This window comes from Enterococcus sp. DIV0802b (genome assembly GCF_050543535.1).
In the GTDB taxonomy this organism is placed as follows: domain Bacteria; phylum Bacillota; class Bacilli; order Lactobacillales; family Enterococcaceae; genus Enterococcus_D; species Enterococcus_D entomosocium.
Map to the genome: position 1 here is coordinate 1,902,046 of NZ_CP172941.1, position 25,639 is coordinate 1,927,684.

Here is a 25,639-nt window from a genome sequence, read left to right on the forward strand (position 1 = left end):
AAATCCCTCCTATTTCAACTTATTTTTCTTCTTCGGTCGATTCTTGTGTGGGGTTCGAGTTGGTATTGAAGTTCAGTTGGAGTCCTGGTTTGTCGGTCACGATTTCTGTCACCTCATACGTCAGGCGTTTGACGATATCAAACAATGGCTCAACCAAACGATCAGTTTCAGCTTTTGTTAGATCTTCTCCAGAATTGACTTTACGATTCAAAATATGATTGACCTGTCCGACACGTCCTGACAAAACATAATCAGGGAACACTAATTGAAATTCTAGCCGGGCGCCAATAATACTGTTTTTTTCCATATATTCTTCATCTTTGACTTTTAACGGCGCAAAGCCTACATTCAATTTGGTTTCCATTTCTTTGTCTTTCGGTTTCATATCGAAATGATATGCTTCAACGATCGGTTGTTGTCTTTTTAATTCCACTAGATTCACACTCCTTATCTAAAAGTATAGCATAACCTTTTCTTTGAGCCTACTGTATTCTTTAGACAATAAAAAAAACGGCGAGCGCCGTTTTAATTTGCTTCTTTTAGTGTTGCTAGATAATCCAAGGCATCTTGGACATTGGCGATCGGAACGATTTTCATATCCGTGTCTAACTTTTTCGCTGCTGCCACTGCCTCTTCATAATTTGTTTTGATGGAAGGATCTATTTCACGCTCTTCGTCAGTGATTTCATCATCTGGGGCAAAGAAGATTTCTGCACCACTTTCACTGGCACTCGCTACTTTTTTATCGATCCCACCGATTCGACCAACGTTTCCGTCAGCTGAGATCGTTCCTGTCCCAGCTATGTTGTGACCTTTACGTAGGTTATCTCCGGTCAACTGTTCATAGATTTCAAGGGTGAACATCAAACCAGCGGAAGGTCCTCCGATATTGCCAGAATCGATCACGATCTCTTCATCAGAAGTGATCTCTGTATGATCGACGAGGGAGATGCCGATACCGGCTTTTTGATTGCTCTCCAGTTCAATTAGTTTGCCCGTTGCTTCTTTTTCTTCGCCATCTTGCAAGTAAGTCACGGTGATTTCATCACCAATGGTTTGACTTTGGACGTAGTCGATAAAATCTTGACTGCTTTTAAATTCTTTACCATTGACTGCGGTGACGGTATCTCCAACGGATATTTTCCCAGCAAAGCTAGAATTTGGATCGATCCCCATGACATAGACCCCTTTATAGGTCATTTCATAAGGTAAGTCTGCCAGCTTTAATGCTTGCTCAATCGCACTATTTTGCGAGGATTCCATATAGTAGCGTTGAATGCGGTTGTACTCCTCATCTGTCGCACCGCCTAAAAGTTCTTCCTCACTGATCAAGTCTTGGAATTCATTGAATTTCGTTCCAATCGCTGTGAACACGGTAGCTTGTCGAATCCCAACACTGGTCAAAGAAAAGGAGCCGGCTGATGTGTCTTCTTTTTGATTGACGGTAATCAGCTCTTTTAAATCGATCGTTGCTCCTGGTTGCTCGATATAATAGGGAATCGGCAAAAAGGCACAAGCGGCGATGATCAGCGCTAAAACAAACAAGAGAACATATTTGATCGTTGATTTAAGATTCATTGGTATCACGCTTCTTTACTATAGCATCGTAGATATTTTGAGGTAAATATTCGGCAACATCGCCGTTAAAGGTTAAGATCTCTTTCAACAAACTGGAACTGATGAAACTATGTTTTGCGTCTGCTAAAAGAAAGACGGTCTCTAATGAGGGTTCTAGGTGATGGTTCATTTCCATAATGTCCCGCTCATATTCATAGTCTTTCACACTGCGAATGCCTCTAAGCAGAAACTGAGCACCTAATTTTTTCGCAATCGTGACTGTTAGCTCTGTTTCTTGTGCCAGAATTTTGACGTTAGGAATATGGGCGAGGGCTTCTTCGATCAAATGAACTTTTTCTTCACTAGTAAAAAAACTTTTTTTATTGGTGTTTGTAAAAACGCCGACGATCAATTCATCGAAAAGCGTGGCTCCTCGCTCGATCAGATCAACATGACCGGATGTCAATGGGTCAAAACTCCCTGGAAATAAAGCAATCTTTTTCACGTTATCCCTCATTTCTATAGATCGTCACTGCCGATATGCCATAGGTTTGGGCACGGACCAAATGCAACGAGCCGATTTGTTCTGGTAAGACGATGGACTTGTCTGTTTCGCAAACTACGTAAGCAAAGGGGCGGATCAATCCGTCTATCAACATTGATTCCACTTGTTGCACAATCTCTTGCTTTGCGTAAGGTGGATCTAAAAAGAGATAGTCAAAGCTTTGTCCCTCAGCTGCAAACTGCCGTAAAGCTTGATTCGCATCCATTTTTAGCACCGTGAACTTTTCGGGTTCTTTGGTTATAGCAATATTTTCGCGGATCACTTTGGTTGCTGGAAAACTACGGTCGACACAAACCGCATGATCAGCTCCCCGAGAGACCGCTTCGATAGCTAAGCCCCCGCTTCCGCTGAATAAATCCAGTACAACACCTCCATCTAAATATTGCCCTAACATGTTAAAAATCGCCCCTTTTACTTTGTCTGTCGTGGGGCGAGTGTTGTCTCCAGCGAGACTTTTTAATCTGCGGCCACCATATTCTCCGGCTACTACACGCATGCTTTTTTCCCTCCAAGATCTTCGTAAATACAAATATAGCACTGTTTCTATAAATAGCAATAAAAAAATGGCGGTGACTCAAGGCACCCCCACTTTTTTATTACACGTTTTCTGCCAATCGAATCATCGTATTTTTTTCTTCGATATCAAACCCTTCATCTTTCACTGGATAGGCTGCTGACGTACCAATTTTTTCAGCAAAATCCATTTCGACATCTGGTCGATAGGAAGCTTCAACTTGTCGAACAAAGTGAAACTGCTCGATTTTTGTTTTTTTGCTTTCGTATTCTTCTTCGTTCAAATACATGACCACGTATTTCATCTTGCGTGACACATAATGAACAAAACCAAAACGGCGCAAATTCTTTAGTTGACGTAGGCTGTAAACCCATACGATCAATCCTCGACGCTTTTGCATCGTAAAAGGCTCTTTATCCTCGTGCATGACAATTTCCTCCACAACTTGATTTTGATTGAAAAAAGGGACTCCCAGCGTCCACTTTGACAGAGGGAGAAAAACAAGTAGAGATCGCCACAGTCAGTTCATCCAGCAAACGCTGCAGTTGTGTTTCACTCCAGCGATACTCACTTACTTGTTCATTAAGATCCAACTGCCGCTTGGCTGTGCGCAACGCCCGTTTTTTTTCTTTGAAATCAGGCGCATACTCACCGTAAGCTTCAATTCTTTCAAAATCTAGTTTTTTTTCTAAAAACGATTGCATCAATGTCTGAACATCAGGGTCTTGATGCATGACCTGTTTCGCTTTTTGATAGGTTTTACACGTTTCACTTGCTTTGATTGCCTTCACAAGTGCTTCGATTTGATCTTCAATCTCAAAAAAGGCTTCATCGTAAATCATCTGACGTACTATCCTCGGTCCCTTCCACATCTTCTTGCACTAAGACTACCATATTTGCTTCAGAAAAAGCAATTCCTATCTTTTCTGATTGTTCATGGGTCAGGCGCTCAGTAAATCTTGGATTACTGAACCAAGATAAAATCGTAAAAGTTGGATCATAAACAGGCGCTTCAAAGATCGAAGCAGATGCTTCCAATTCCTTTTCCGCTAACAACTCTCGCCATTCGTCATTCGATAAGACAAAATTACTTGTCTTTTCCGAAGAAAGTGCTCGCTGATAAGAATGGATTCGTTGAGAAGTCAAATGATCTGATAGATTATTGATCAAATCAGATAAAAGACCAGCTGCCTCTTGATGTGTTTGAGTATCCTGTGAGAAGCTGTCTAAGCCGATTTGCTGGCGAATTTTATCGATGATAACAAACGCCAGGGTCTCTTTTTCAAGGTTGGCTTGGGCTTGGTCAATTGTTTGCGAAACTTGAAACAGCGGTCGCTGCCCTTCCGTCAAGGGATAAGCTGCCAGTTTAAGTAATGTGGTCTGATCCAAGTAAGTGACGGCTTGCAGTTGGGCAGTCTCCTGATCAAAGAACAAAACAGCAAATGTCCCGTTGTCAAAAGCCACTAATGGACGGTAGTTCATATCTTCTTCCATCAATTCGAAACTGATCGCACGATCATTTTGTGTCAAGGTAAAGTTAGGATAGATCATGGTCAACTCCGTCAAGTCAGTCAAGGTCATGCCCATCGTAAAAGGTGCCAGGGAAGAGCCCCCGGCGCCGATTACTTTGATTGCTTGCACACTTTCACCATCGGTATTGATCTCAACATACTGTTGATCGTCTAATTGATTGTAGACCCGAATTTCAAACTCGTAACCTGATCGATATGTTTGAACTGGAAGACCATAGACTTCTTCGAAATCCGAAACAGGTTCCCCGATCAATTCAGCTAATCCTTGAGCTGCGATTGGTTCGTAATTCATGTTTGTTGGTGCTTTGATTGGGTTTTCGATCGTCACTCTTGAATCTGAAGCGTTTTGCATGAAAACTGGCTGCAAATACACGATTATTAGGGCTAGGACAAATAAGCCGCAAAACAATAATCCTCTTCGCTTCATCTGTGGATCGACTCCTTACTTCTCTTTGACTTCAATCAAAAGATCTCCTGACTGAATTGGTTCCCCATCGGTTACATACACATGTTCAACTACGCCTGAGAAGCGGGCTTCAACCGAAGTTTCCATTTTCATCGCTTCCGTGACCATCAAGGTTTGTCCACGTGCCACCCGGTCGCCTTTTTTGACTAATACTTCTAAAACTGAGCCACTCATCGAAGCACCGATCTGTTCTTTGTTCGTTGGCTCTGCTTTACGTTTCGTTTGAACAGAGCTGATGATTGAGTTGTCCTTAACGACGATTTCTCGGCGTTGTCCGTTCAAGTTAAAGAAGAGTGTTCGGTTGCCTTCAATATCTGGCTCACCGATCTCATCGAGACGAATGATCAAGATTTTGCCTTTTTCTAATTCAACATTGATCGTTTCACCTAAGCGCATGCCGTTAAAGAAAGTTGGAGTATCAAGAACTTTCACATCTGCAAACTGTTCATAAGCTTTTCGATAATCAAGGAAGACTTGCGGATACATCAAGTAGCTCAAGACTTCTTCATGTTTTGGTTCATAGCCGATTTTCTCCGCTAGTTCTTGCTTCACATCAGCAAAATCAACTGGCTTCGCGAATGTTCCAGGACGTTCGGTAAAGGCTGGGCGTCCTTTCAAGATAATGCGCTGTAATTCTTTCGGGAAGCCACCAACTGGCTGACCTAACTCACCTTGGAAGAATGTGATTACTGACTCAGGGAAGCTTAATGTATCGCCTTTTTCAAAAACATCTTTCTCAGACAAGCCATTTTGAACCATAAAGAGTGCCATGTCCCCAACGACTTTCGAAGAAGGCGTCACTTTCACGATGTCTCCAAACATCATATTGACTTCATGATACATTTCTTTGATTTCATCCCATTTTTCGCCTAAACCAACGGCTTTGGCTTGCTGCTGGAGATTGGTATATTGTCCCCCCGGCATTTCATGCTTGTACACTTCCGTTTGAGGTGCGTTCAAGCCATTTTCAAAGGAATGGTAGTACATGCGGACATCTTCCCAGTAGTGGTTCAACTGTTGGATATTGTCTACATTGATTTCTGGGCAGCGTTCGCCGTTCAATAGTGCATAATACAAACTACTCATACTTGGTTGACTCGTTGCGCCACTGACCGCTGACATAGCGACATCCACGATGTCAACACCGGCTTTAGTAGCTGCTGAGTAAGTAATGATCCCATTTCCACTCGTATCATGGGTATGCAGATGAATCGGCACATCGATCGTATCCTTTAGCTCACTGATCAAACGATAAGCCGCTTGCGGTTTTAATAATCCAGCCATATCCTTGATAGCAATGATATGGGCACCAAGGTTTTGCAATTCTTTCGCCATATCTTTGTAGTATTGTACTGAATATTTTTGACGGGTCGGATCATTGATATCCCCGGTATAACAAATCGTTGCTTCTGCAATTTTTCCTGTATCGCGAACGGCTTGAATACTTTTCTCCATTTGTGGAACCCAGTTTAAACTATCAAAGATTCGGAACACATCAATTCCTTGCGCTGCAGATTCTTTGATGAATTCTTCCAATACATTGTCTGGATAATTGGAATATCCCACAGCATTGGAGCCTCTAAACAACATTTGCAACAAGGTATTCGGCATTTTTTTCCGGAACATCCGCAATCTTTCCCATGGATCTTCTGTTAAGAAACGGTAGGCAACGTCGAACGTTGCTCCACCCCACATTTCACTTGAGAACAATTGTGGCAGGCCAGCTTCCGTCATCGCGGCAATTTTCTTAAAGTCATGGGTTCTTACACGAGTTGCCAACAAACTTTGATGGGCATCTCGGAAGGTTGTATCCGTCAGTAAGACATTGTTTTGTTGACCGATCCATTCAACGACACCCTCGGCACCTTTCGTATCTAAAATATTTTTGGCGCTGACAAAATCAGGCGTTGCTTGGATGTGTTGTGGCATCCGTGGCTCATTATAAAATGGTTTCTTTTGTTTTTCGATCCCCGGAAATCCATTGATGGTAATTTCCCCGATATACTTCATGGTTTTGTTTCCACGATCACGAATCCGAGGGAAATTGAATAGTTCCGGCGTATTGTCGATAAAGGTGGTTTTGGCTTCACCCGAACGAAAGGCTGGATGAGAAACGACATTTCGCATGAAGAGAATGTTTGTTTTTACCCCACGTACACGAAATTCTTTCAAACAGCGCATCATTTTCTGAATCGCTTGATCAAAGGTTGCCGCATGTGTACAGACTTTTACAAGCAGTGAGTCAAAATACGGGGTTACCACCGCACCTGCGTAAGCATTTCCGACATCCAAACGAACCCCAAATCCACCTGGAGAACGGTAGGTATCAATCTTACCAGTATCTGGCATAAAATTATTCGCTGGATCTTCCGTTGTCACGCGACATTGAATCGCAACCCCTTCGAAGCGAATATCTTTTTGTTCAGGAATCCCAATTTCTTTATGCAGATCCTTGCCTTGTGCAATTAGTATTTGTGTCGTCACGATATCTAAATTGGTGATCATTTCAGTGATTGTATGTTCCACTTGGACCCGAGGGTTTACTTCGATGAAGTAAAATTTATCGCCTTCAACTAAAAATTCCACTGTTCCGGCATTGATATAGCCAACATGCTTCATCAATTGAACGGCAGCTTGACAAATTTTTTCCCGTTGTTCAGTCGTCATTGACACACAAGGTGCCACTTCGACTACTTTTTGGTGACGGCGCTGAACAGAGCAGTCACGTTCAAATAGATGGACGACATTTCCGTGCGTATCCCCTAGAATTTGGACTTCAATATGTTTTGGATTACTAATATATTTTTCAACGTAAACTTCGTCACTACCAAATGCCGCTTTCGCTTCACTTTTGGCACGTTCGTAGCCATCACGTGCTTCTTTTTCATCATGAGCGACACGCATGCCTCGACCACCGCCGCCAAGAGCTGCTTTGATCATGATTGGATAGTCATGTTCGTCAGCGAATGCTAAAACGTCGTCAATCGATGCCACTGGACCGTCAGATCCGGGAATGGATTGAATCCCCGCCTCGATCGCTGCTGCTTTTGCTTTGATCTTGTCGCCAAAAATATCTAAGTGGTGAGTGGATGGTCCGATGAAAATCAAACCTTCTTCTTCACAGCGCTGAGCAAAGCCCAGGTTTTCTGATAAAAAACCATACCCTGGATGAATCCCTTCAGCCCCGGCTTTTTTCGCTGTGCGAATAATATCTTCAATGTCTAAATACGCATCAATCGGCCGTTTGCCTTTCCCCACTAAATACGCTTCGTCTGCTTTAAAACGATGGACGGAGTATTCATCCTCCGCAGCATAAATACCGACTGTTTTGATTCCTAACTCCGCACATGCGCGGAAGACACGAATCGCGATTTCTCCACGATTGGCAACAAGAATTTTCTTCATCTAATCCACTCCATTCAATTGATCAATAATTCAAATAATATTGTTTCCTCTTTTCTTCGGCACTGATATTTAATACAAAACCAATACAAATCGACAGCATCAGCAAACTTGACCCACCCTGACTTAAAAACGGAAAAGTGATTCCCGTCAATGGGATCAAACCAGTGATCCCCCCTAAGTTGATGAAAATCTGAGACATAAATAATGTCCCTATGCCGATACACATCATGGAATTAAAGGGATCTCTTGAACGGATACCGACAAGAAAGATCCGTCCCACCATATAGAACAAAACGCCTAAAATGATGATCGATGGGATCAAGCCTAATTCTTCCATAACGATCGAAAATATATAATCGGTGTGCGCTTCGTTTAAGAAGCCACGTTTTTGGATACTATTTCCAAGCCCGCGCCCGAAAAGTCCACCGTTGAACATTGCGTAATACCCATTGACCATTTGATGACCTGTATTGTATTCATCAGCAAACGGGTTCAAAAAGGATGAAAAGCGACTATAAACATAAGCTGGTAAAAGCTTACCGCCAGTTAGATTCACAAATAGGACAATCAACATACTCCCAACGATACCTGCCAACCCCAATATCAAAGTGTACAAGTAATTCAATCCACTAGATAATAAAACGACAAAAGCCAGTAGCATGACGATCACAGCATTCCCTAAGTCGGGATAAAAGGCCATGATCCCGGTGTAGACGAAAACGATTCCGATTGGACGCCAAACCGTTTTCCAAAACTCTTGTTGGATGCCTTTTTGACGATAAGATAGCGTCACCGATAAAAACCAGATGACAATAAATTTCAAGTACTCAGCTGGTTGAATAGAAAAGCTCGCAATCGTTAACCAACCATGGGCCCCGTTTCTTCTTGGGAAAAAGAAAGCAGCGATCAATAAAAACAAGATGACGATCATGGCGATCTGGACAAATTTTTTATTCCGAAAAACATCCGTTTTCATTTTATACATGACAGTGATCGCTACTAGGCTCACCAACCAAAATAATGTTTGATTGATGACGTAAGAAGCAGCTGTGGTCGGTTGTGTGGCGGTCATCGCCACATAAGATGTGGAACTATAAACCATCATCAAGCCTGTGACACACATAACAATATATGGTAACAAAATACTATAATCTAATAAATGTCTTTTCTTTACTTTTTCTGGCAAGTTTATGCCTCCTTGCCGATTTCAGGTGTCCGCTGGTCTTCATAGACCTCGCTGTACAATTGGTTCAGATCTTTTTCGAGATCCGCCATCAATTGTTGTCCTGTTTGATTATCGACGATCCCCAAGCGGATCGCAAATGCCACTTGCCGTGATAGACCATACATTTGGGTATCAACCACTTCTTCAAATGCTTTGCATTGTGCGATACATAAACTATTTTCTTGGTTTCGGATCAGCTTTTTGATTCGTTCTGCGTCATCTCTAAGCAGATCTAGCGCTTTTGTAGAATCGATGTGCTCCATTCCGGTCCCCCCATTTCTTCGTTTCACCATTATAGCATATTCTCTCTGGCTTTTGCATCATTAGATTGCATAGAAATACGTAAATGACGAACTTTAACGAGTATATTTTCAAAAAGTTCGTTTTTTAGCGAAGATCGTTCGTTTTTCCAATTTTTCATTCGTTTTATCTTCATGAATCACGCTAACATCCGTGAAACAAACGTCCGCTGTGGAACATAACGCAAAAAACGTCCTTTACTAAAATTTAAGAAAAGCTGTTCTATCAACTTTTCTTAAAAATATTCCTGTTACTTTTTCCACAATTTATTTTTTAAAAAAAGAACAGGTCCAAAAGTCCCTGTTCTTTCACTTTGCATGAAAAGAAAAATCGTTTACCTTGTTTCGTCGCCGATCTTGCCATCGCCATTGATGTCCTCATCGGAAAGACGTTCGACTTCTTTAATAAAACCTTCGCTCATCTCTTGATAGTTCTGCTCACCAACGACCGCATCATCAGGAATTTGATCGACATTCGCAAAAAACTCAATATGATTGTGTAGATTTTCAAAGCGCATAGGAGCATCTCCGCCGTATTCACCATCAAGGTTGATCATTAATCGATTGACCTGCTCTGGCGCGTCTACTTCAAGAAAAGATGTTTTCGTATAAATCAGACGACGATCGTTGATGTGCTTGCCACCATTCATCATTAAAGCAACTAAGTGGACAATCTCAAAAATATTGGCCGTTTTGACAATGATCAACGAAAATTTCCCATCGTCAAGCTTTGCATCAGGCGCGATCTGTTCAAAGCCTCCCACTGAATTCGTCAGCCCTAAAAAGAACATCGACGCTCCGCCAATGTATTCTCCGTCTTCATACTTTAGATGCATTTTGATCGGTTTGACACGAGGGAGTAATTCCGCTCCTTTTGCTAGATAAGCTAAGTAGCCAAAAACACTTTTCAACTCAGAAGGAACATCATAGGTCAGTTCTGTTAAGTGTCCGCCAGCAGCGATGTTGATAAAATACGTGTTAGGTGTTTTTCCAACATCCATCTTCACCGTTTGCTGCTTCAAAATCACTTCCGCAGCTGCTTTGATATCGGTCCGAGGAATCTTTAGTGCACGTGCGTAGTCATTGGTGGTTCCTCCAGGAATGATCGCCATTTTTGGTCGCTTTTCTAAAGGAGCGATCCCATTGACGACTTCATTGATCGTGCCATCACCACCGGCAGCTACCACCAAATCAAAACCAGCTTCGCCAGCTCTTCTTGCTTCATCACGGGCGGAAAATGGTGCAGCGGTCGTGGCAAACGCACTCGCCTCATAACCGCCTCTTTCCAAAACATCTAAAATATCTGCTAAATTTTTTCGAATCAATTCTTTCCCAGATGTCGGGTTATAGATTACTCTTGCTCTTTTCATCGCTTGCCTCTTATCGCTTTGCTAGTTCTTCTTGCAACAGCTTGTTCACAACGCCTGGATTCGCTTGTCCTTTGGTTGCTTTCATGATTTGACCAACTAAGAAACCAACTGCGCGGTCTTTTCCGTTTTTGAAGTCATCGACGGATTGTTGGTTGTTATCTAATACTTCATTGATCATTGGTAGTAATTGCGCAGGATCTGATAATTGGATCAATCCTTTGGCTTTTACGACTTCTTCAGCGTCGCCGCCGTTTGTGATCAATTCTTTGAAGACTTTTTTCGCAATCTTCGAACTGATGGTGCCATCGGCGATCAAACGAATCATTCCCGCTAAATTGTCTGGGGTTAATTTTGTTTCTGGCAGTTCCAATTTTTCACTGTTCAGATACGCTGAAACTTCCCCCATCAACCAGTTAGAAGCTTGTTTGGGATCAGCACCGGCATCAATGGTTTTTTCAAAGAAATCGGACATTTCTTTTGATAAAGTCAAGACCATTGCATCGTATTCTGGTAAGCCCAATTCAGAGATGTAACGGGCACGACGTTTTTGCGGCATTTCTGGCAAGCTTTGACGTACCCGTTCGATCCATTCATCATCGATCACAAATCGTGGGATATCTGGTTCTGGGAAGTAACGATAATCAGAAGAACCTTCTTTGACACGCATCAATAAAGTTTTGCTGGTTGCTTCATCAAAACGACGAGTTTCTTGTTGGATCTCGCCTCCAGAAAGCAATACTTTGGCTTGGCGTTTTTCTTCAAATGCTAAACCTTTTTTCACGAAGGACATAGAGTTTAAGTTTTTCAATTCTGTTTTTGTTCCGAATTGTTCTTGGCCGTAAGGTCGCAACGAAATATTGGCGTCGCAACGCATGGAACCTTCTTCCATCTTCACATCAGATACTTCTGTAAACAAGATGATTGAGCGCAATGCTTCTAGATACGCATATGCTTCTTCTGGTGAACGCATATCTGCTTCGGAAACGATCTCGATCAAAGGGGTTCCTTGACGATTTAGATCAACATAAGAATAACCGCCTTTGCCGTGCATGTTTTTCCCGGCATCTTCTTCCAAATGAACTCGCTCAATGCGGATTTTTTTCTTTTTACCTTCCACTTCGATTTCAATCCACCCATCATGACCTATCGGTTGATCGAATTGTGAAATTTGATAGGCTTTTGGATTATCAGGATAGAAATAGTTTTTGCGGTCGAAATGTGTTTCTTTTGAGATTTCACAATTCAACGCAAGCGCAGCTTTCATCCCAAATTCGATAGCCGCTTTGTTCATTACTGGTAAAACACCTGGATAGCCCCAGTCGATCACATTCGTGTTGCTATTTGGTTCAGCGCCAAAGTGAGCAGGTGCTGGAGAAAAAATCTTTGATTCTGTTTTTAATTCTACGTGGACTTCAAGCCCAATGACTGTTTCGAAGTTCATGCCTTATCCCCTCCTAAAATCACTGGTTTTTTCGTGTGGAAATCAGTTGCTTGTTCAAAGGCATAAGCCGCTTTATACATGGTTGCTTCATCAAAATGTTTCCCAATGATCTGCAAGCCGACAGGCAGTCCTTCAGAAAAACCTGCTGGAATCGACATCCCTGGCAGTCCTGCTAAGTTCACAGGAATGGTTAAAATATCATTCAAGTACATAGTGATCGGATCATTGATATTTTCTCCAATACCAAATGCTACCGTTGGGGAAGCTGGGCCAATGATCAAGTCGTATTGGCTGAAGACCTTATCGAAATCTTGTTTGATCAACGTTCGTACTTGACCGGCTTTTTTGAAGTAGGCATCGTAGTAGCCAGCACTTAGTGAAAACGTACCTAACATGATCCGACGTTTTACTTCTTCCCCGAATCCTTCACTGCGCGAATTAACATAGACATCTTCTAAATTGCTGACATTTTCTGAACGGAAACCGTAACGGATGCCGTCAAAACGTTGCAAATTAGAACTTGCTTCTGAAGAAGCGATGATATAGTAAACAGCTACCCCATACTTTGAATGTGGCAAGCTGACTTCTTCCACGGTCGCTCCTAACGCACGGAAAGTGTCTGCAGCTTTTAAGATCGCTTCTCGGACGCCCGCTTGAATTCCTTCGCCTAAGTATTCTTTTGGCAAAGCAACTTTCATGCCTTTGATATCACCAGTCAGACCTGCTGTAAAATCAGGAACAGCTGCCCCGGCTGACGTACTATCTTTTGCATCAAACCCACTGATGGCATTTAATGCGATGGCATTGTCTTTCACACCACGGGTCATTGGACCAATTTGATCTAACGAAGATGCAAACGCGATCAAACCAAAACGAGAAACCCGTCCGTATGTTGGCTTCAACCCGACGATTCCATTGAAAGCTGCTGGTTGGCGAATCGAACCACCCGTATCGCTACCTAATGATAAGGGGATTTGTCCCGCTGCAACGGCAGCCGCCGAGCCACCTGATGAACCACCAGGTACTTTTGTCTCGTCCCAAGCGTTTTTTGTTTTCTTAAAGAACGACGTTTCCGTACTCGCCCCCATCGCAAATTCATCCATGTTTAACTTACCTACTGGAATCATGTCTGCTTGGTAAACTTTGTCCATGACGGTTGCATCGTAGATTGGGTCAAAGTTGCCTAAAATTTTAGAAGCAGCTGTTGTGCGTAGATCTTTGGTAACAATGTTATCTTTGATCCCAATGGGAATCCCTGCCAACACATTGCTTTCAGTGATACCTTTTTGATCGATAGCTTGCGCTAACGCATGGGCTTTTTCTTCGTTCAATGCAAGAAACGCATCGACTTTTGGCTCTGTTTCTTTAATGCGAGCAAAGGTTTCGCTCGTTAGATCTGTCGCAGTGATTTCTTTTAATACTAATAAGCTATGCAATTCTTCTAAGCTTTTATTATATAGTTCAGTCATTAGGCACCCGCCTCCCCATTGTCAATGATTGCAGGCACTTTAATAAAGCCTTCTTCAGATTCTGGAACATTTTTCATTAATTCATCACGGTCCCAGCCACCGGTCGTTACATCTTCACGCATCACATTGATCGTTTCTGCGACATTCGATGTGAATGGTACTCCTGTGGTGTCCACTTCTTCAAGTGTTTCAACCATATCAATAATTTTTCCTAGCTGAGAGGTAAACTCATGTAATTCATCGTCTGAGAATGAAAGTTTTGCTAGTTTGGCAACGTGTTTGACTTGTTCTTCGCTGATCGCCATAAAATCCTCCTCTTTCTCGTATCCGTAATCTACGTTTACGTTTTTCCAATGTATTGTATCATTTTTTTAACAAATCATGAAATAGAATTTGAAAATTATCAAATATAATTGCAAATAAAAGCAGAAATCATTTCTTTCCTCGTATTGCAGGGAAGAAATGATTTCAATTAGACAAGAAGAAACAACTGCTTCTCGTCTGTGACAATACTTAACAGTTATTGTTCTGCCGAATGACTGCCTTCGATCGCAGCCACCATTTGAGCTTCATCCCAAACGGTAACGCCTAGGGACTGGGCTTTGGTCAGTTTACTGCCAGCCTCTTCCCCGGCAACAACGATATCAGTCTTTTTCGACACACTTCCGGTGACTTTTCCACCAAGGTTTTCGATTCTTTCTTTGGCTTCTTCGCGGGTGAAATGACTCAATTTCCCTGTCAAAACGACTGTTTTCTCTTTAAATGGCGACTCCACTTCTTCCAATTGATCCGTTCTCAGCCCTAGATAAGCAAAGTTAACACCCGCTTTTTCAAGTTCATCTAAAAGGTCGTGAACTTCTTGATTGTCAAAATACGTAACGACACTTTCTGCAATTGTAGCACCAATGGTTTCCAACGAAATGATCTCTTCTTCTTTGGCTTTGCTAAGGGTCCGAAGGTCACCAAAATGTTCCGCTAAAATCCGAGCCGCTTTGGCACCAACATGACGGATGCCTAGCCCGAAAATCAAGCGCTCAACTGAATTTTCTTTGCTTTGATGGATGGCACGCAAAAGGTTATTAGCTGATTTCTCTTTGATTTTATCGAGGGTCAGCAATTGTTCTTCTGTTAAAAAGTACAAGTCGGCCACATCTTTGACTAAGGATTTATCGAACATTTGCTCTAAAACACGTGGCCCTAAACCATCAATATTCATAGCATTTCGGGAAACAAAGTGGCTTAAGCCCTCTTTAATCTGCGCTGGACACTTCGGATTGATACAACGCAAGGCAACTTCTTCATCTAAATGGATCAGCTCACTCCCACATTCGGGACAATGTGTAGGCGCTTCAAAGGGTTCACTTGTTTCCGTGCGTTTTTCTTCCAAGACTTTCGCAACCTCTGGAATAATGTCCCCCGCCTTATAGATGATGACCGAATCGCCAATGCGAATGTCCTTCATTTTAATGAAATCTACATTATGCAAACTGGCGCGGCTGACCGTCGTTCCGGCAACCCGGACAGGGGTCATAACAGCGGTCGGTGTCACAACACCCGTTCGTCCCACGGTCCATTCGATCGTTTCGATCACTGTTTCCGCTTCTTCCGGTGGAAATTTATATGCCGCCGCCCATCGGGGTGCTTTTACGGTAAAGCCTAGCGCATCTTGATCTTTAAAATTATTGACTTTGATGACAACACCATCAATCTCGTAAGGAAGCTCACTGCGCTTGTCATGAAACTCTTCGATATATGCCCACACCTCATCGATGGTGTGGCACACTCTGCGTTCGTGATTTGTACGAAAGCCTAATTGATCTAATTCATTCAATGCCGAAAATTGATCATTGGCTTCAATCGGACCAAAATCAGCCAGTGTGTACAAGAAGGTGCTTAAGTTTCTTTGGGCTGCGATCCGTGTGTCTAATTGTCGCAAGCTTCCAGCAGCTGCGTTTCTCGGATTGGCGAAAACTTCCACCCCTTCTTCTTCTCGCTGTTGATTCAACTTCAAAAACGAAGCCTTTGGCATATAGCATTCGCCACGAACTTCCAACGAGATTGGTTCTTTTAATTTTAGTGGGATCGATTTGACGGTCTTTAGGTTTTCTGTAATGTTTTCACCTACCGTACCATCCCCTCGAGTTGCTCCCCGAACAAAGCGCCCTTCTTCATATTTTAATGAGATAGACAATCCATCGATTTTTAACTCGCAGACATAATCTACCGCTTTCCCCAATGCTTTTTGAACACGGGCATCAAAAGCCACGATTCCTTCTTTATCAAACACATCGTTCAAACTATAAAGTGGGATATCATGGGTGACTTTTTCAAAGCCAGGTAAAATGATGCCACCTACTCGTTGGGTGGGCGAGTCTTCGGTTACTAGCTGCGGGTAGTTGGTTTCAATTTCAACCAGTTCTGCATACAGCTGATCATAGAGATAATCTTCAACAGAAGGTTGATCTTTTACATAGTATTCGTACGCGTACTGATTTAATTGCGTACGTAGCTCTTCTGCTCGTGATTGGATTTCTTTTGAAGGAACATCCATCCTAATATCCTCCTTATTTTTCAACTTTTTCAATCGGCGCAAAGGCCGCCAACAGTCGTTTGACGCCTTGTTGTGGGAATGCCACATCTAATTCGATGTCTTGCGCGCTGCCAGTCGTCCGAACGACCGTACCGATTCCCCATTTTTTATGTTGAACTTTCTCGCCAACTTGCCATGTATTCCCCGCTGCAGAGGTCTGTTGCTTAGAAGTGACGGTCGTTTGACGCGGCTGTGTATAGCTCGGTTTAAAGACTTTTGGTTGAAACGGTGCAGCAGCTTTCGGCTGTGAACGCTCGCCTAATGATTGCAGCAGATCTTGTTCGATTTCTTCGATAAACCGTGACGGGCGATTGTATTGGGTACGGCCGTATAATGTTCTGGAAAAAGCGTTGGTCATAAAGAGCTCTTCCTCAGCACGAGTGATTCCCACATAAGCAAGGCGCCGTTCTTCTTCGAGTTCGCTTTCTTCCATTAAAGCCCGAGAAAGCGGGAAGATATTTTCTTCCAAACCAATCAAGAATACCACTGGAAACTCCAGTCCTTTTGCAGCATGCAAGGTCATCAACGTCACTTGACTACTTTCTTCTTCATAACTATCGACGTCTGACAATAAAGCTAAGTCATTTAAGAAAACACTCAACTTCTCATCTGGTGCATCTGCATCGTCTTCGTTTTGCGCCTCAAATCGTTTATCGAATTCTTGGGTAACCGATAAAAATTCTTCCAGGTTTTCAAGTCTAGCTTGTGCTTCTAAATTATTCTGGTTGACTAACTCTTGACGATAACCCGTCTTTTCTAATATTTCTTTCGTCAGTTCAGTTACTGAGAGGTAAGGAACCATTTGGGCGAAGCCATCCATCATCATCCCAAAGCTTCCTAATTCTTTGCCGGCCTTTCCAGAAATATTCGCCAACTCGACGTTCATGGCTGCTTCTAGCAATGACCACTCATGAAGATTCGCAAAATCTCGTAGTTTTTCGACGGATGTCGCACCGATCCCACGTTTTGGTACATTGATGATTCGTTCCAAGCTGATGGAATCACGAGGATTGGCGATCGCCGATAAATAAGCCAAAATATCACGGATTTCTTTGCGGTCATAGAACTTTCTGCCGCCGACCATCGTATAAGGAACGTTGGCTTTTAAAAGCATTTCTTCAATGATCCGTGACTGGGCGTTGGTCCGATACAAAATCGCAAAATCACCGAATTTACGGTTCTTTTCTGCAATTTGTTTCTGCATTTCACTGACGATAAATCGCGCCTCATCTCGTTCACTATCCCCGCGATAATAAGTGATTTTTTCCCCATCACGATTTTCTGTCCACAGATTTTTGTCTGGGCGGTTGCGGTTATTTTTGATTACTTGGTTTGCCGCATTTAAAATCGTTTGCGTTGAACGATAGTTTTGCTCTAACAATATCGTTGCGGCATCCGGATAGTCTTTTTCAAAGTCTAAAATATTTTGCATGTTGGCGCCACGCCAACCGTAAATACTTTGGTCCGCATCCCCAACGACACAAAGATTTCGAAAACGAGCGGCCAATAAATTGACTAGCGTGTATTGGGCATGGTTGGTATCTTGGTATTCATCGACATGGATATAGTGGAATTTCCGTTGATAAAATTGCAGCGCATCTTCATTGTCTTGGAAGAGGCGGATCGTATTCATGATTAAATCATCGAAGTCCATGCATTGATTATTACGCAGCTCTTTTTGATATTTTTCATAACAACGACCTACGATTTGCTCAAAGAGACTACCTTCCATGGCTTGGTAAGCTTCAGGTGTCAACAGCTCATTCTTTGCATGAGAGATCGTTCCCAAAATAGAACGAGGATCATATTTTTTGGGATCGATATTCAATTCTTTTAATACTCGTTTCATCAGCGTATTTTGCTCAGAAGAATCAATGATAGTAAAATTCTTCGAATACCCGATTCGATCAACATCCCTGCGCAAAATTCTGACACACATCGAGTGGAAGGTTGAAACCCAAACGTCTTCACCACCCGATCCTAATAGTTGACTGACCCGTTCTTTCATTTCACGTGCCGCTTTATTCGTAAATGTGATGGCTAAAATATTCCATGGATTTACATTTTTTTCTTCTATTAAATAGGCGATTCGGTGGGTTAGGACACGGGTCTTCCCGCTTCCTGCCCCTGCCATCAGCAGCAACGGCCCTTCCGTATGCATAACGGCTTCTTTTTGCCGTGGATTCATGCGTTTAAGTAATTCACTTTTGGATGACATGCTTTTAAACATCCTTTCTTTCTCAATCTTCTCAATTATAGCATTATCCGTGAATGGGGAAAACCGAACGCTTTGAAAACTTTTAATTAAAAGCGCTTTGATTTTAGTACTCACGATGCCATCAGTTTTGAAAGATAAAAGTCAGTCCGTTGTTTGTTTGCATAATAAAAAGGCTGTAAACTTACCAGCCTCTTATTATGACTATTGAAAGAGATCAGCTAAAGTATTTCTCTACTAGCTTTTCATTCACATAGATTGACACTTGCCCATCATTGACCGGGAAAACACCTTTTCCGGTATCATCTAAAACAACTTTCGCTTCATTATTTCTCAATATATCCACGAAGGTCTCTCCACCATGGATCGCGCTGATGGTCATTTCTTTTTCCGCACCTTGAGCATTGGTCATCACGACCGCCAATCCAGAAAGTTCGTGTTCATAATCCCCCGTTAATACCCAACCAATACAATTAGAATCATCAAAATAGTCCACTTGATTCCCAAATGCAAGCTTCTCTCGAAGTTTTAACATATGGATCAAAGCATCACCAACAGGAGCGATTTCTTGCGCTGGGATTCCGAATAAGTCACCCCAGAAAACAACCGGTACACCCGCTTTTCGTAAAAGGATCAATGAATAAGCATGGACTTTAAACCAACCGTCTATCCAAGATTGTAAACTTTGACCAACCTGTGTATCATGATTGTCCACAAAAGTCACGGCATAATCTTCGCGCGCGGCAGTCAGTGTACCGGCAAAAATTTGACTCATATCATATTCGCCATTTGAGTGAGATGCTTCATATAAATTATAGTGCAAAGGCACATCGAATAAATAAATCAGATTTCCTGAAGAATCTAAATACTCTTCTAATTTTGGCAGATCCCCTGACCAATATTCTCCCACAACGAATAGCGGTTTGCCTTTTTCTTCCCGACGGTTCAAGATCCAGTCCGCATAATAATTGAACTCAATGTGTTTGACCGCATCTAAGCGATAGCCATCAACACCAGTCAGCTCTTGGTACCATTGCCCCCATTTATTGAGCTGTTCCACCGTCTCAGGGTTTTCCATGTCCAGATCACAACCCATTAAGTAGTCATAATTGCCCATCTCATCATCCACTTGGCTTTCCCAGCCCTTATCAGCGAAGTTAAAAATCCCGTGGTCTTTGTTACGGTCATCATAATCAACACCAGAAAAATTATGCCACGTCCAAACGTAATCATTGTACGTCCCTTGACGTCCTGGGAATGTGAACTTGGTCCAGGCTTCGATTTCTTCCTCATCACTGATCGGTTCATTACGGTTTTCGGTATTGTATTTAACCGCTGGAACGACTTCTTTTTCATCGGCACCAATCAAGTGATTGAAAACGATGTCGGCATAAACCTCTATTCCTTGTTCTTGCAGTGCTTTGATGGCTTCTAAGTATTCATCCTTTGTCCCATATTTTGTTGGCACCGACCCCTTTTGATCGAATTCGCCTAGATCATAATAATCATAGACACCATATCCAACGTCTTCGGACCCAGCTGTCCCTTTATAGGCAGGCGGCAGCCAAATTGCGGTAAATCCATACTCTTTGATTTCTTTACTCATTTCTTTCAATTTGTTCCAGTGTTGGCTATCTGCCGGCAGGTCCCATTCGAACCCTTGTAAAATGACTTTGTTATTCATTTATTTATCCCCCCTTAATTCAATTAAGCCAAATAATAGTAAAAATTGTCAAATATAAGGACAGCAATCTCAGGAAAATGAAGGTTAGCATGACCGTTTGTGACCGATTTCTATTATTCGCGCTTTCATTTTGAATGTTTTTTACTGTTTATGATTGATTTTGAATGAATCATATGTTACTATGGCAGGTGAAGAGGTGATGTAAATGCTTACAGAGGAGCGGCATCAAGCGATTTTGGCACGATTAGAGCAAGAGGAGATCGTCAAAGTCAGTGAACTGATCCAACTGCTGGATGCTTCAGAATCAACGATCCGCAGAGATCTCCAAGAACTGGAAGATAAAGGGTTTCTAGTTAGAATTCACGGCGGGGCCAAAAAAAGCCAGCAATTAGGTTTTGAACCCAACATGTCTGAAAAAAAAGCGAAATTTCAAACAGAAAAACAAAAAATTGCTCGCGCAGCCGCACAAACGATCAAAAATGGTGAAGTCATTTATCTAGACGCAGGAACAACGACCCTTGAAATGATTCCTTTCTTATCGTCCATCACAGCGCTGAAAGTTGTCACGAACTCCGTCAAGCACGCTTCCCTACTGATTGATCACGGGATCGACACCATGATTTTAGGGGGAACCATTAAGATAGCTACGAACGCTGTTTTAGGAATCAATGCCGGTGAACAGTTGCGTAAATTGCGCTTTAACCGCTGTTTTATGGGCATGAACGGTGCTCATTCGGAAGCTGGTTTCACCACACCCGATCCTGAAGAAGCCCTGATCAAGCAGATTGCACTAGAGCACAGTCAACAAGCCTATGTCTTGCTAGACCATTCCAAGTTTCAGCAAACAACTTTTGCTCAAGTTGCTTTTATTGAAGGTGCAACGATCATCACCGATTATTGCCCAAAAAACTATTTAGCGAAATTCAGAGCAAAAACAACCATTATGGAGGTAATACAATGATTTACACAGTAACACTCAATCCATCGATCGACTTTATCGTCCACGTCGATCATTTGGAGATCGGTACCCTTAATCGAATGAAACAAGACTTTAAACTACCTGGTGGCAAAGGAATCAATGTCTCACGGATTTTGAAGCGAATTGGCATCTCCTCGACTACCCTTGGTTTTGTTGGCGGATTTACTGGTCGTTTTATTGAAGAGTGGCTGACCAAAGAGGAAATCAACAGCAATTTTACGCAAGTCGCTGCCGATACCCGGATCAATATCAAATTAAAATCCGGCGAAGAAACAGAAATCAACGGCCTTGGTCCAGTCATTCAAGAGCAAGAAATCGCTGAATTGAAACACCAATTAGCCGCTCTTTCTGCCAAAGACATCGTCATCCTATCAGGAAGTAAACCAGCTGGTCTTCCAGCCGACTTTTATAAAGAATTGATCAAAATCGTTAAAGAAGCTGGTGCAGAATTTGTCATTGATACGACTGGTGCGGAACTATTTGATGCCTTATCCGATCAGCCTTTGCTGATCAAACCAAATAATCATGAATTAGCGGAACTTTATGAGACTTCTTTTTCAACGATCGAAGATATCTTGCCTTATGGCCAAAGAATGCTAAAGGATGGCGCTAAAAATGTCATCGTCTCTCTAGGTGGTGATGGTGCCCTGCTCTTTACTGGCAATGAGATCTATCGCTCCAATGTGTTGAAACGACCTTTGAAAAATTCAGTTGGCGCTGGAGATTCCATGATTGCTGGATTCATTGGGCGTTACGCAAAGACCAAAGATGTGGTTGAAGCATTCAAATGGGGGGTCGCTTGTGGCAGTGCCACTGCGTTCTCAGATGATTTAGCTGAGGCGTCATTTATCGAAGAATTACTACCGGAAGTCATTATTAAACAAGTGAATCTATAGGAGGATGGAAAAATGAAAATCAATGAGTTGATGCTGAAAGATGCCATGATCATGGACTTGCAAGCAACAGACAAAAAAGGTGCCATTGATGAAATGGTAGCAAAATTATATGCTGTCGGACGGATTTCAGATGTCGAAATCTACAAAGAAGGAATTCTTGCCCGAGAAGCCCAAACCTCAACAGGGTTAGGTGACGGCATCGCAATGCCCCATGCCAAAAACAGTGCAGTCAAAGAAGCGACGGTTTTATTCGCAAAGAGTAATGCGGGTGTCGACTATGAGGCGTTAGATGGACAACCAACGTACCTCTTCTTTATGATCGCAGCACCAGAAGGAGCAAATGATACTCATTTACAAGCGTTAGCAGCTCTATCTCGCTTATTGATCGATCCAGATTTCGTTGCTAAACTAAAAACAGCGACAACTGCTGATCAAGTACAACAACTTTTCTCAGAAGCTGAGGCACAGCAAGAAGCCGATGCTTTAGCAGAAGAAGCGGCAAACCAAGAAGCAGCACCTGCTAGCGAACGTCCCTATATCGTCGCAGTTACAGCTTGCCCGACAGGGATCGCCCACACCTACATGGCAGAAGATGCTTTGAAAAAGAAAGCCAAAGAACTTGGTGTTGACATCAAAGTCGAAACAAATGGTTCAGAAGGAATCAAAAATCGTTTAACAGAAGCTGATATCGCCCGAGCTGCTGGTGTGATCGTAGCTGCCGATAAAAAAGTTGAAATGGATCGCTTTGACGGCAAACATTTAGTAAACCGTCCTGTGAGCGATGGTATCCGTAAAACCGAGCAATTAATCAATGAAGCATTGAGCGGAACTGCTCCTGTTTTTCACGGTAGTGGCCAAGCTTCTGATAAAGAGGACGCTTCTGCTGATGGTTCAGTCGGTCAACGAATCTATAAAGATTTGATGAATGGTGTTTCTCACATGTTACCATTTGTTATTGCCGGTGGAATCATGATCGCTATTTCCTTCATGGTGGACCAGTTCATGGGTGTCCCTCAAGATGCCTTGAGTCAATTAGGAAACTACAACCAAGCCGCTTCTTGGTTCAATCAAATCGGTAGCGCGGCATTTGGTTTTATGTTACCTGTCTTAGCTGGTTTCATCGCTTCAAGTATCAGTGACCGACCTGGATTGATCGTCGGTTTCGCAGCAGGTGCCCTAGCAAATACGGGTGGTGCTGGATTCTTAGGAGCATTGATTGGCGGTTTCTTAGCTGGTTATGTCATCAAGTTCTTGCGTTCATTATTCAAAGGTTTACCAAAATCATTAGAAGGAATCAAAACGATCCTTTTCTACCCTGTTTTCGGCCTATTGATCACTGGCTTCTTGATGTTACTGATCAACGTGCCAATGAAAGCCATCAATGACGGTTTGAATAGCTTCTTGACTGGCTTAAGTGGTACCAACGCCGCTTTACTTGGTGCTTTGTTAGCAGCAATGATGGCAGCCGATCTAGGTGGCCCAATCAACAAAGCCGCTTATGTTTTCGGTACTGCAACATTGGCAACGACCGTTGCTGAAGGTGGTAGCGTCGTGATGGCATCTGTAATGGCGGGCGGAATGGTTCCTCCATTGGCAATCTTTGTCGCAACGTTATTGTTTAAAAATAAATTCACCAAAGACCAAAAAGAAGCTGGTTTAACAAACATCGTCATGGGGCTATCCTTCGTCACAGAAGGTGCGATCCCATTTGCAGCAGCAGATCCATTGCGGGCGATCCCAAGCTTTATCGTTGGTTCTGCACTGACTGGTGCGCTTGTCGGTGCCTTTGATATCCAATTAATGGCACCACATGGTGGGATCTTCGTTGTTCTATTATTATCTAAACCAATTTTGTTCTTGCTATTCATCTTAATCGGTGCGATCGTTTCTGGCGTTGTATTCGGTTTGTTGAAAAAAGCGCCTGAACAAGCTGCCTAATTGAAAAGACCCGCAAGATCCTCGTGATCTTGCGGGTCTTTTTCATTCTTGATTGGTAAAGAGCTGCTGTTCGACTAGCTTTTGGGTATTCATAAAATACACTCGTAGTTTTTTCCCATCCTTCTTTAGGTTAACCCACGTATATTTGCGCGTGCGGTGCAAATAGCCAAAATGAACATCCGGCATCGCTGCTTTCAATCCGTCTATCGGCAGCTCCTTCAAGGCTGTTTCTGGTAAATAAAATTGTAAGCAAGCTGTATAGTCTTTAAAGCGATCCTCTGAGTAATCAATTTCGAGGTGATTCCGAATATAAAAGGCATATGCCTCAATTCCATCATCTATAGTCAATTCCGGTTTTAATACAATATAATCCATCATGCGCAACCGGTCTTGGTCGATCCAAGGAAAATACGCTTGTGCATTCAAGTAACCTTTCACCCGTCGCTCCTGGTACTCTTCGTTCACCAAATCGAAGCTTCGAGTGACGAAATGTGTCGCGTTACGCTTAGTCGTCGGCTGCAGCCGATCATTTTGGTACTGGATGGTTTGGATCAATTGGTCGCCAAAGGCGTACTCAATATATGGTTCCCTCAAAATACCGACGCCATTATCCCATGTCAATTGATCGATCCCAGTTTGATCGCGAAACAAACGCTGGTATGAAAGATTCAACTCGTGATCCCACTGAAACGGATCGCGATACAATTCCACCATCACGATTCCCTGATCTCTAACTTGGACCTGCTCGACTTGTTGGGCATCCGTAATGATCACCTGAGGAATAATACGGGCATAGAATACCGAAAAGTACATTCGCCAACAAGAGGTCAGTGTGTAGCCATTGTAAAAAACATCGTACCCAGCAAATTGATTGCAATCAATAACGATCTCTTGTTCAAAATTTTTCCGCTTCGGTAACGCGTTGATTTCAGCAATCGATTGAAAATTTTGTCTTTTCTCGATTCGCTCGACGTTATGCATCAGGTACTCATCATATGAACGCAAATAGCCAAACAATCCATCTCTTTGCATCGTTTCATCGAAGTAACTTAAAATCACTGTTTTCTGTGTGGAAAATACGTCTTTCGTAAACAGGTGCCGTTGTAAAACAGCCTCTTGAATGATATGGATACTGGACTCATTTTGGCCGTCCGTCACAATCAATTCAGTATTGATTTCTTCAGGGGCGCTATGCAGCAGTTGACTGACCTCATCAAAATCATAAGGTTTCTTTTCTTGCTGATTGTAATAGTATTCCGTCGGCTGATAGCTAAGACGAACCAAAGCGAACCAATTTTCAATCAACAAACGTAACTGTGATGCTTCCATTTGTGTCGATTGTAGAAAGCCGTAAATTTTTTCAGTTTTGATCATCGCTATCCCTCTTTTCTATCCCCTTTCTTTAATTATAGTAAAGGGAGAAACGATTGAACACTATTTCGCTTTTTTTTGGTGAAATCTACGACCGTTCGTGGTAAACTAAAGGCGCTTGGA

21 protein-coding genes are annotated in these 25,639 nt (G+C 42.6%); 3 read left to right on the forward strand and 18 right to left on the reverse strand.

The features are described from left to right. Positions 1 to 19: 19 nt before the first annotated feature. The 17 genes from IGJ12_RS09065 to IGJ12_RS09145 all read right to left on the reverse strand — a co-directional run bounded on the left by IGJ12_RS09065 (position 20) and on the right by IGJ12_RS09145 (position 20,332). Complete coding sequence (locus IGJ12_RS09065) at positions 20 to 433, reverse strand: DUF1149 family protein (RefSeq protein WP_008380094.1); 414 nt, start codon at positions 431 to 433, stop codon at positions 20 to 22. A 92-nt stretch (positions 434 to 525) separates the two neighbouring features. Beyond that, entirely contained in the window at positions 526 to 1,578 is a 1,053-nt protein-coding gene (locus IGJ12_RS09070) for a SepM family pheromone-processing serine protease (protein ID WP_429967813.1), read from the reverse strand. After that, entirely contained in the window at positions 1,568 to 2,062 is a 495-nt protein-coding gene (gene coaD / locus IGJ12_RS09075; protein ID WP_005231326.1) for a pantetheine-phosphate adenylyltransferase, read from the reverse strand. The genes IGJ12_RS09070 and coaD overlap by 11 nt, the downstream gene beginning before the upstream one ends. 1 nt (position 2,063) lies before the next feature. Then, the gene (gene rsmD / locus IGJ12_RS09080) at positions 2,064 to 2,618 is read right to left on the reverse strand and encodes a 16S rRNA (guanine(966)-N(2))-methyltransferase RsmD (RefSeq protein ID WP_005235756.1); all 555 of its coding nucleotides are present in this window, start codon (positions 2,616 to 2,618) and stop codon (positions 2,064 to 2,066) included. A gap of 100 nt (positions 2,619 to 2,718) precedes the next feature. Further along, positions 2,719 to 3,063 (reverse strand): YlbG family protein, encoded by a 345-nt coding sequence (locus IGJ12_RS09085; protein WP_005235753.1) that lies wholly within the window; start codon positions 3,061 to 3,063, stop codon positions 2,719 to 2,721. Further along, positions 3,050 to 3,478, reverse strand: coding sequence for a YlbF family regulator (locus IGJ12_RS09090; protein WP_086316171.1), 429 nt, complete (start codon positions 3,476 to 3,478; stop codon positions 3,050 to 3,052). Before IGJ12_RS09090 ends, IGJ12_RS09085 begins: the two co-directional genes overlap by 14 nt. Further along, entirely contained in the window at positions 3,465 to 4,595 is a 1,131-nt protein-coding gene (locus IGJ12_RS09095) for a CAP-associated domain-containing protein (RefSeq protein WP_430618932.1), read from the reverse strand. The genes IGJ12_RS09090 and IGJ12_RS09095 overlap by 14 nt, the downstream gene beginning before the upstream one ends. A gap of 15 nt (positions 4,596 to 4,610) precedes the next feature. Then, positions 4,611 to 8,039: a pyruvate carboxylase gene (locus IGJ12_RS09100; RefSeq protein ID WP_005235747.1), complete on the reverse strand. Its 3,429-nt coding sequence runs from the start codon at positions 8,037 to 8,039 to the stop codon at positions 4,611 to 4,613. A 22-nt stretch (positions 8,040 to 8,061) separates the two neighbouring features. Continuing rightward, entirely contained in the window at positions 8,062 to 9,225 is a 1,164-nt protein-coding gene (locus IGJ12_RS09105; RefSeq protein WP_008380107.1) for an FtsW/RodA/SpoVE family cell cycle protein, read from the reverse strand. A gap of 2 nt (positions 9,226 to 9,227) precedes the next feature. Continuing rightward, positions 9,228 to 9,527, reverse strand: a complete 300-nt coding sequence (locus IGJ12_RS09110) for a YlaN family protein (RefSeq protein ID WP_008380108.1) — start codon at positions 9,525 to 9,527, stop codon at positions 9,228 to 9,230. 371 nt (positions 9,528 to 9,898) lie between these two features. Then, the gene (locus IGJ12_RS09115) at positions 9,899 to 10,933 is read right to left on the reverse strand and encodes a diacylglycerol kinase (protein ID WP_005235735.1); all 1,035 of its coding nucleotides are present in this window, start codon (positions 10,931 to 10,933) and stop codon (positions 9,899 to 9,901) included. Positions 10,934 to 10,943: 10 nt separating this feature from the next. Next, positions 10,944 to 12,374: an Asp-tRNA(Asn)/Glu-tRNA(Gln) amidotransferase subunit GatB gene (gatB, locus tag IGJ12_RS09120; protein WP_005225979.1), complete on the reverse strand. Its 1,431-nt coding sequence runs from the start codon at positions 12,372 to 12,374 to the stop codon at positions 10,944 to 10,946. After that, positions 12,371 to 13,843, reverse strand: a complete 1,473-nt coding sequence (gene gatA / locus IGJ12_RS09125; protein ID WP_016611859.1) for an Asp-tRNA(Asn)/Glu-tRNA(Gln) amidotransferase subunit GatA — start codon at positions 13,841 to 13,843, stop codon at positions 12,371 to 12,373. The genes gatB and gatA overlap by 4 nt, the downstream gene beginning before the upstream one ends. After that, positions 13,843 to 14,148: an Asp-tRNA(Asn)/Glu-tRNA(Gln) amidotransferase subunit GatC gene (gene gatC / locus IGJ12_RS09130; protein WP_005225977.1), complete on the reverse strand. Its 306-nt coding sequence runs from the start codon at positions 14,146 to 14,148 to the stop codon at positions 13,843 to 13,845. The genes gatA and gatC overlap by 1 nt, the downstream gene beginning before the upstream one ends. 215 nt (positions 14,149 to 14,363) lie before the next feature. Then, positions 14,364 to 16,394 carry an NAD-dependent DNA ligase LigA gene (gene ligA / locus IGJ12_RS09135; RefSeq protein WP_086299399.1) on the reverse strand — a complete coding sequence of 677 codons (2,031 nt, stop codon included), beginning with the start codon at positions 16,392 to 16,394 and terminating at the stop codon, positions 14,364 to 14,366. Positions 16,395 to 16,407: 13 nt separating this feature from the next. After that, complete coding sequence (pcrA, locus tag IGJ12_RS09140; RefSeq protein ID WP_034878535.1) at positions 16,408 to 18,651, reverse strand: DNA helicase PcrA; 2,244 nt, start codon at positions 18,649 to 18,651, stop codon at positions 16,408 to 16,410. A 214-nt stretch (positions 18,652 to 18,865) separates the two neighbouring features. Continuing rightward, positions 18,866 to 20,332, reverse strand: coding sequence for an alpha-amylase (locus IGJ12_RS09145; protein ID WP_005235728.1), 1,467 nt, complete (start codon positions 20,330 to 20,332; stop codon positions 18,866 to 18,868). Between the two features lie 205 nt (positions 20,333 to 20,537). Here IGJ12_RS09145 and IGJ12_RS09150 point away from each other — a divergent pair, with 205 nt between their 5' ends. From IGJ12_RS09150 to IGJ12_RS09160, 3 genes are read left to right on the forward strand one after another with little or no spacing between them, the layout of a single operon-like run. After that, on the forward strand, positions 20,538 to 21,293 hold the full coding sequence (locus IGJ12_RS09150; RefSeq protein ID WP_005235726.1) for a DeoR/GlpR family DNA-binding transcription regulator: 756 nt from the start codon (positions 20,538 to 20,540) through the stop codon (positions 21,291 to 21,293). After that, the gene (pfkB, locus tag IGJ12_RS09155; RefSeq protein WP_005235724.1) at positions 21,290 to 22,207 is read left to right on the forward strand and encodes a 1-phosphofructokinase; all 918 of its coding nucleotides are present in this window, start codon (positions 21,290 to 21,292) and stop codon (positions 22,205 to 22,207) included. Before IGJ12_RS09150 ends, pfkB begins: the two co-directional genes overlap by 4 nt. Before the next feature lie 12 nt (positions 22,208 to 22,219). Then, complete coding sequence (locus IGJ12_RS09160) at positions 22,220 to 24,145, forward strand: PTS fructose transporter subunit IIABC (protein WP_005235722.1); 1,926 nt, start codon at positions 22,220 to 22,222, stop codon at positions 24,143 to 24,145. Between the two features lie 42 nt (positions 24,146 to 24,187). Here the strand turns inward: IGJ12_RS09160 and IGJ12_RS09165 are convergent, their stop codons facing one another. Then, positions 24,188 to 25,519: a hypothetical protein gene (locus tag IGJ12_RS09165; RefSeq protein ID WP_005235720.1), complete on the reverse strand. Its 1,332-nt coding sequence runs from the start codon at positions 25,517 to 25,519 to the stop codon at positions 24,188 to 24,190. Between the last annotated feature and the right edge of the window lie 120 nt (positions 25,520 to 25,639).

What these genes read in the sequence shown, in the direction of transcription:
- IGJ12_RS09070 (WP_429967813.1), bottom strand. Translation starts at nt 1,578, where the DNA reads ATGAATCTTAAATCAACGATCAAATATGTTCTCTTGTTTGTTTTAGCG.
- rsmD (WP_005235756.1), bottom strand. Translation starts at nt 2,618, where the DNA reads ATGCGTGTAGTAGCCGGAGAATATGGTGGCCGCAGATTAAAAAGTCTC.
- IGJ12_RS09085 (WP_005235753.1), bottom strand. Translation starts at nt 3,063, where the DNA reads ATGCACGAGGATAAAGAGCCTTTTACGATGCAAAAGCGTCGAGGATTG.
- IGJ12_RS09090 (WP_086316171.1), bottom strand. Translation starts at nt 3,478, where the DNA reads ATGATTTACGATGAAGCCTTTTTTGAGATTGAAGATCAAATCGAAGCA.
- IGJ12_RS09095 (WP_430618932.1), bottom strand. Translation starts at nt 4,595, where the DNA reads ATGAAGCGAAGAGGATTATTGTTTTGCGGCTTATTTGTCCTAGCCCTA.
- IGJ12_RS09100 (WP_005235747.1), bottom strand. Translation starts at nt 8,039, where the DNA reads ATGAAGAAAATTCTTGTTGCCAATCGTGGAGAAATCGCGATTCGTGTC.
- IGJ12_RS09110 (WP_008380108.1), bottom strand. Translation starts at nt 9,527, where the DNA reads ATGGAGCACATCGATTCTACAAAAGCGCTAGATCTGCTTAGAGATGAC.
- IGJ12_RS09115 (WP_005235735.1), bottom strand. Translation starts at nt 10,933, where the DNA reads ATGAAAAGAGCAAGAGTAATCTATAACCCGACATCTGGGAAAGAATTG.
- gatB (WP_005225979.1), bottom strand. Translation starts at nt 12,374, where the DNA reads ATGAACTTCGAAACAGTCATTGGGCTTGAAGTCCACGTAGAATTAAAA.
- gatA (WP_016611859.1), bottom strand. Translation starts at nt 13,843, where the DNA reads ATGACTGAACTATATAATAAAAGCTTAGAAGAATTGCATAGCTTATTA.
- gatC (WP_005225977.1), bottom strand. Translation starts at nt 14,148, where the DNA reads ATGGCGATCAGCGAAGAACAAGTCAAACACGTTGCCAAACTAGCAAAA.
- ligA (WP_086299399.1), bottom strand. Translation starts at nt 16,394, where the DNA reads ATGGATGTTCCTTCAAAAGAAATCCAATCACGAGCAGAAGAGCTACGT.
- pcrA (WP_034878535.1), bottom strand. Translation starts at nt 18,651, where the DNA reads ATGTCATCCAAAAGTGAATTACTTAAACGCATGAATCCACGGCAAAAA.
- IGJ12_RS09145 (WP_005235728.1), bottom strand. Translation starts at nt 20,332, where the DNA reads ATGAATAACAAAGTCATTTTACAAGGGTTCGAATGGGACCTGCCGGCA.
- IGJ12_RS09150 (WP_005235726.1), top strand. Translation starts at nt 20,538, where the DNA reads ATGCTTACAGAGGAGCGGCATCAAGCGATTTTGGCACGATTAGAGCAA.
- pfkB (WP_005235724.1), top strand. Translation starts at nt 21,290, where the DNA reads ATGATTTACACAGTAACACTCAATCCATCGATCGACTTTATCGTCCAC.
- IGJ12_RS09160 (WP_005235722.1), top strand. Translation starts at nt 22,220, where the DNA reads ATGAAAATCAATGAGTTGATGCTGAAAGATGCCATGATCATGGACTTG.
- IGJ12_RS09165 (WP_005235720.1), bottom strand. Translation starts at nt 25,519, where the DNA reads ATGATCAAAACTGAAAAAATTTACGGCTTTCTACAATCGACACAAATG.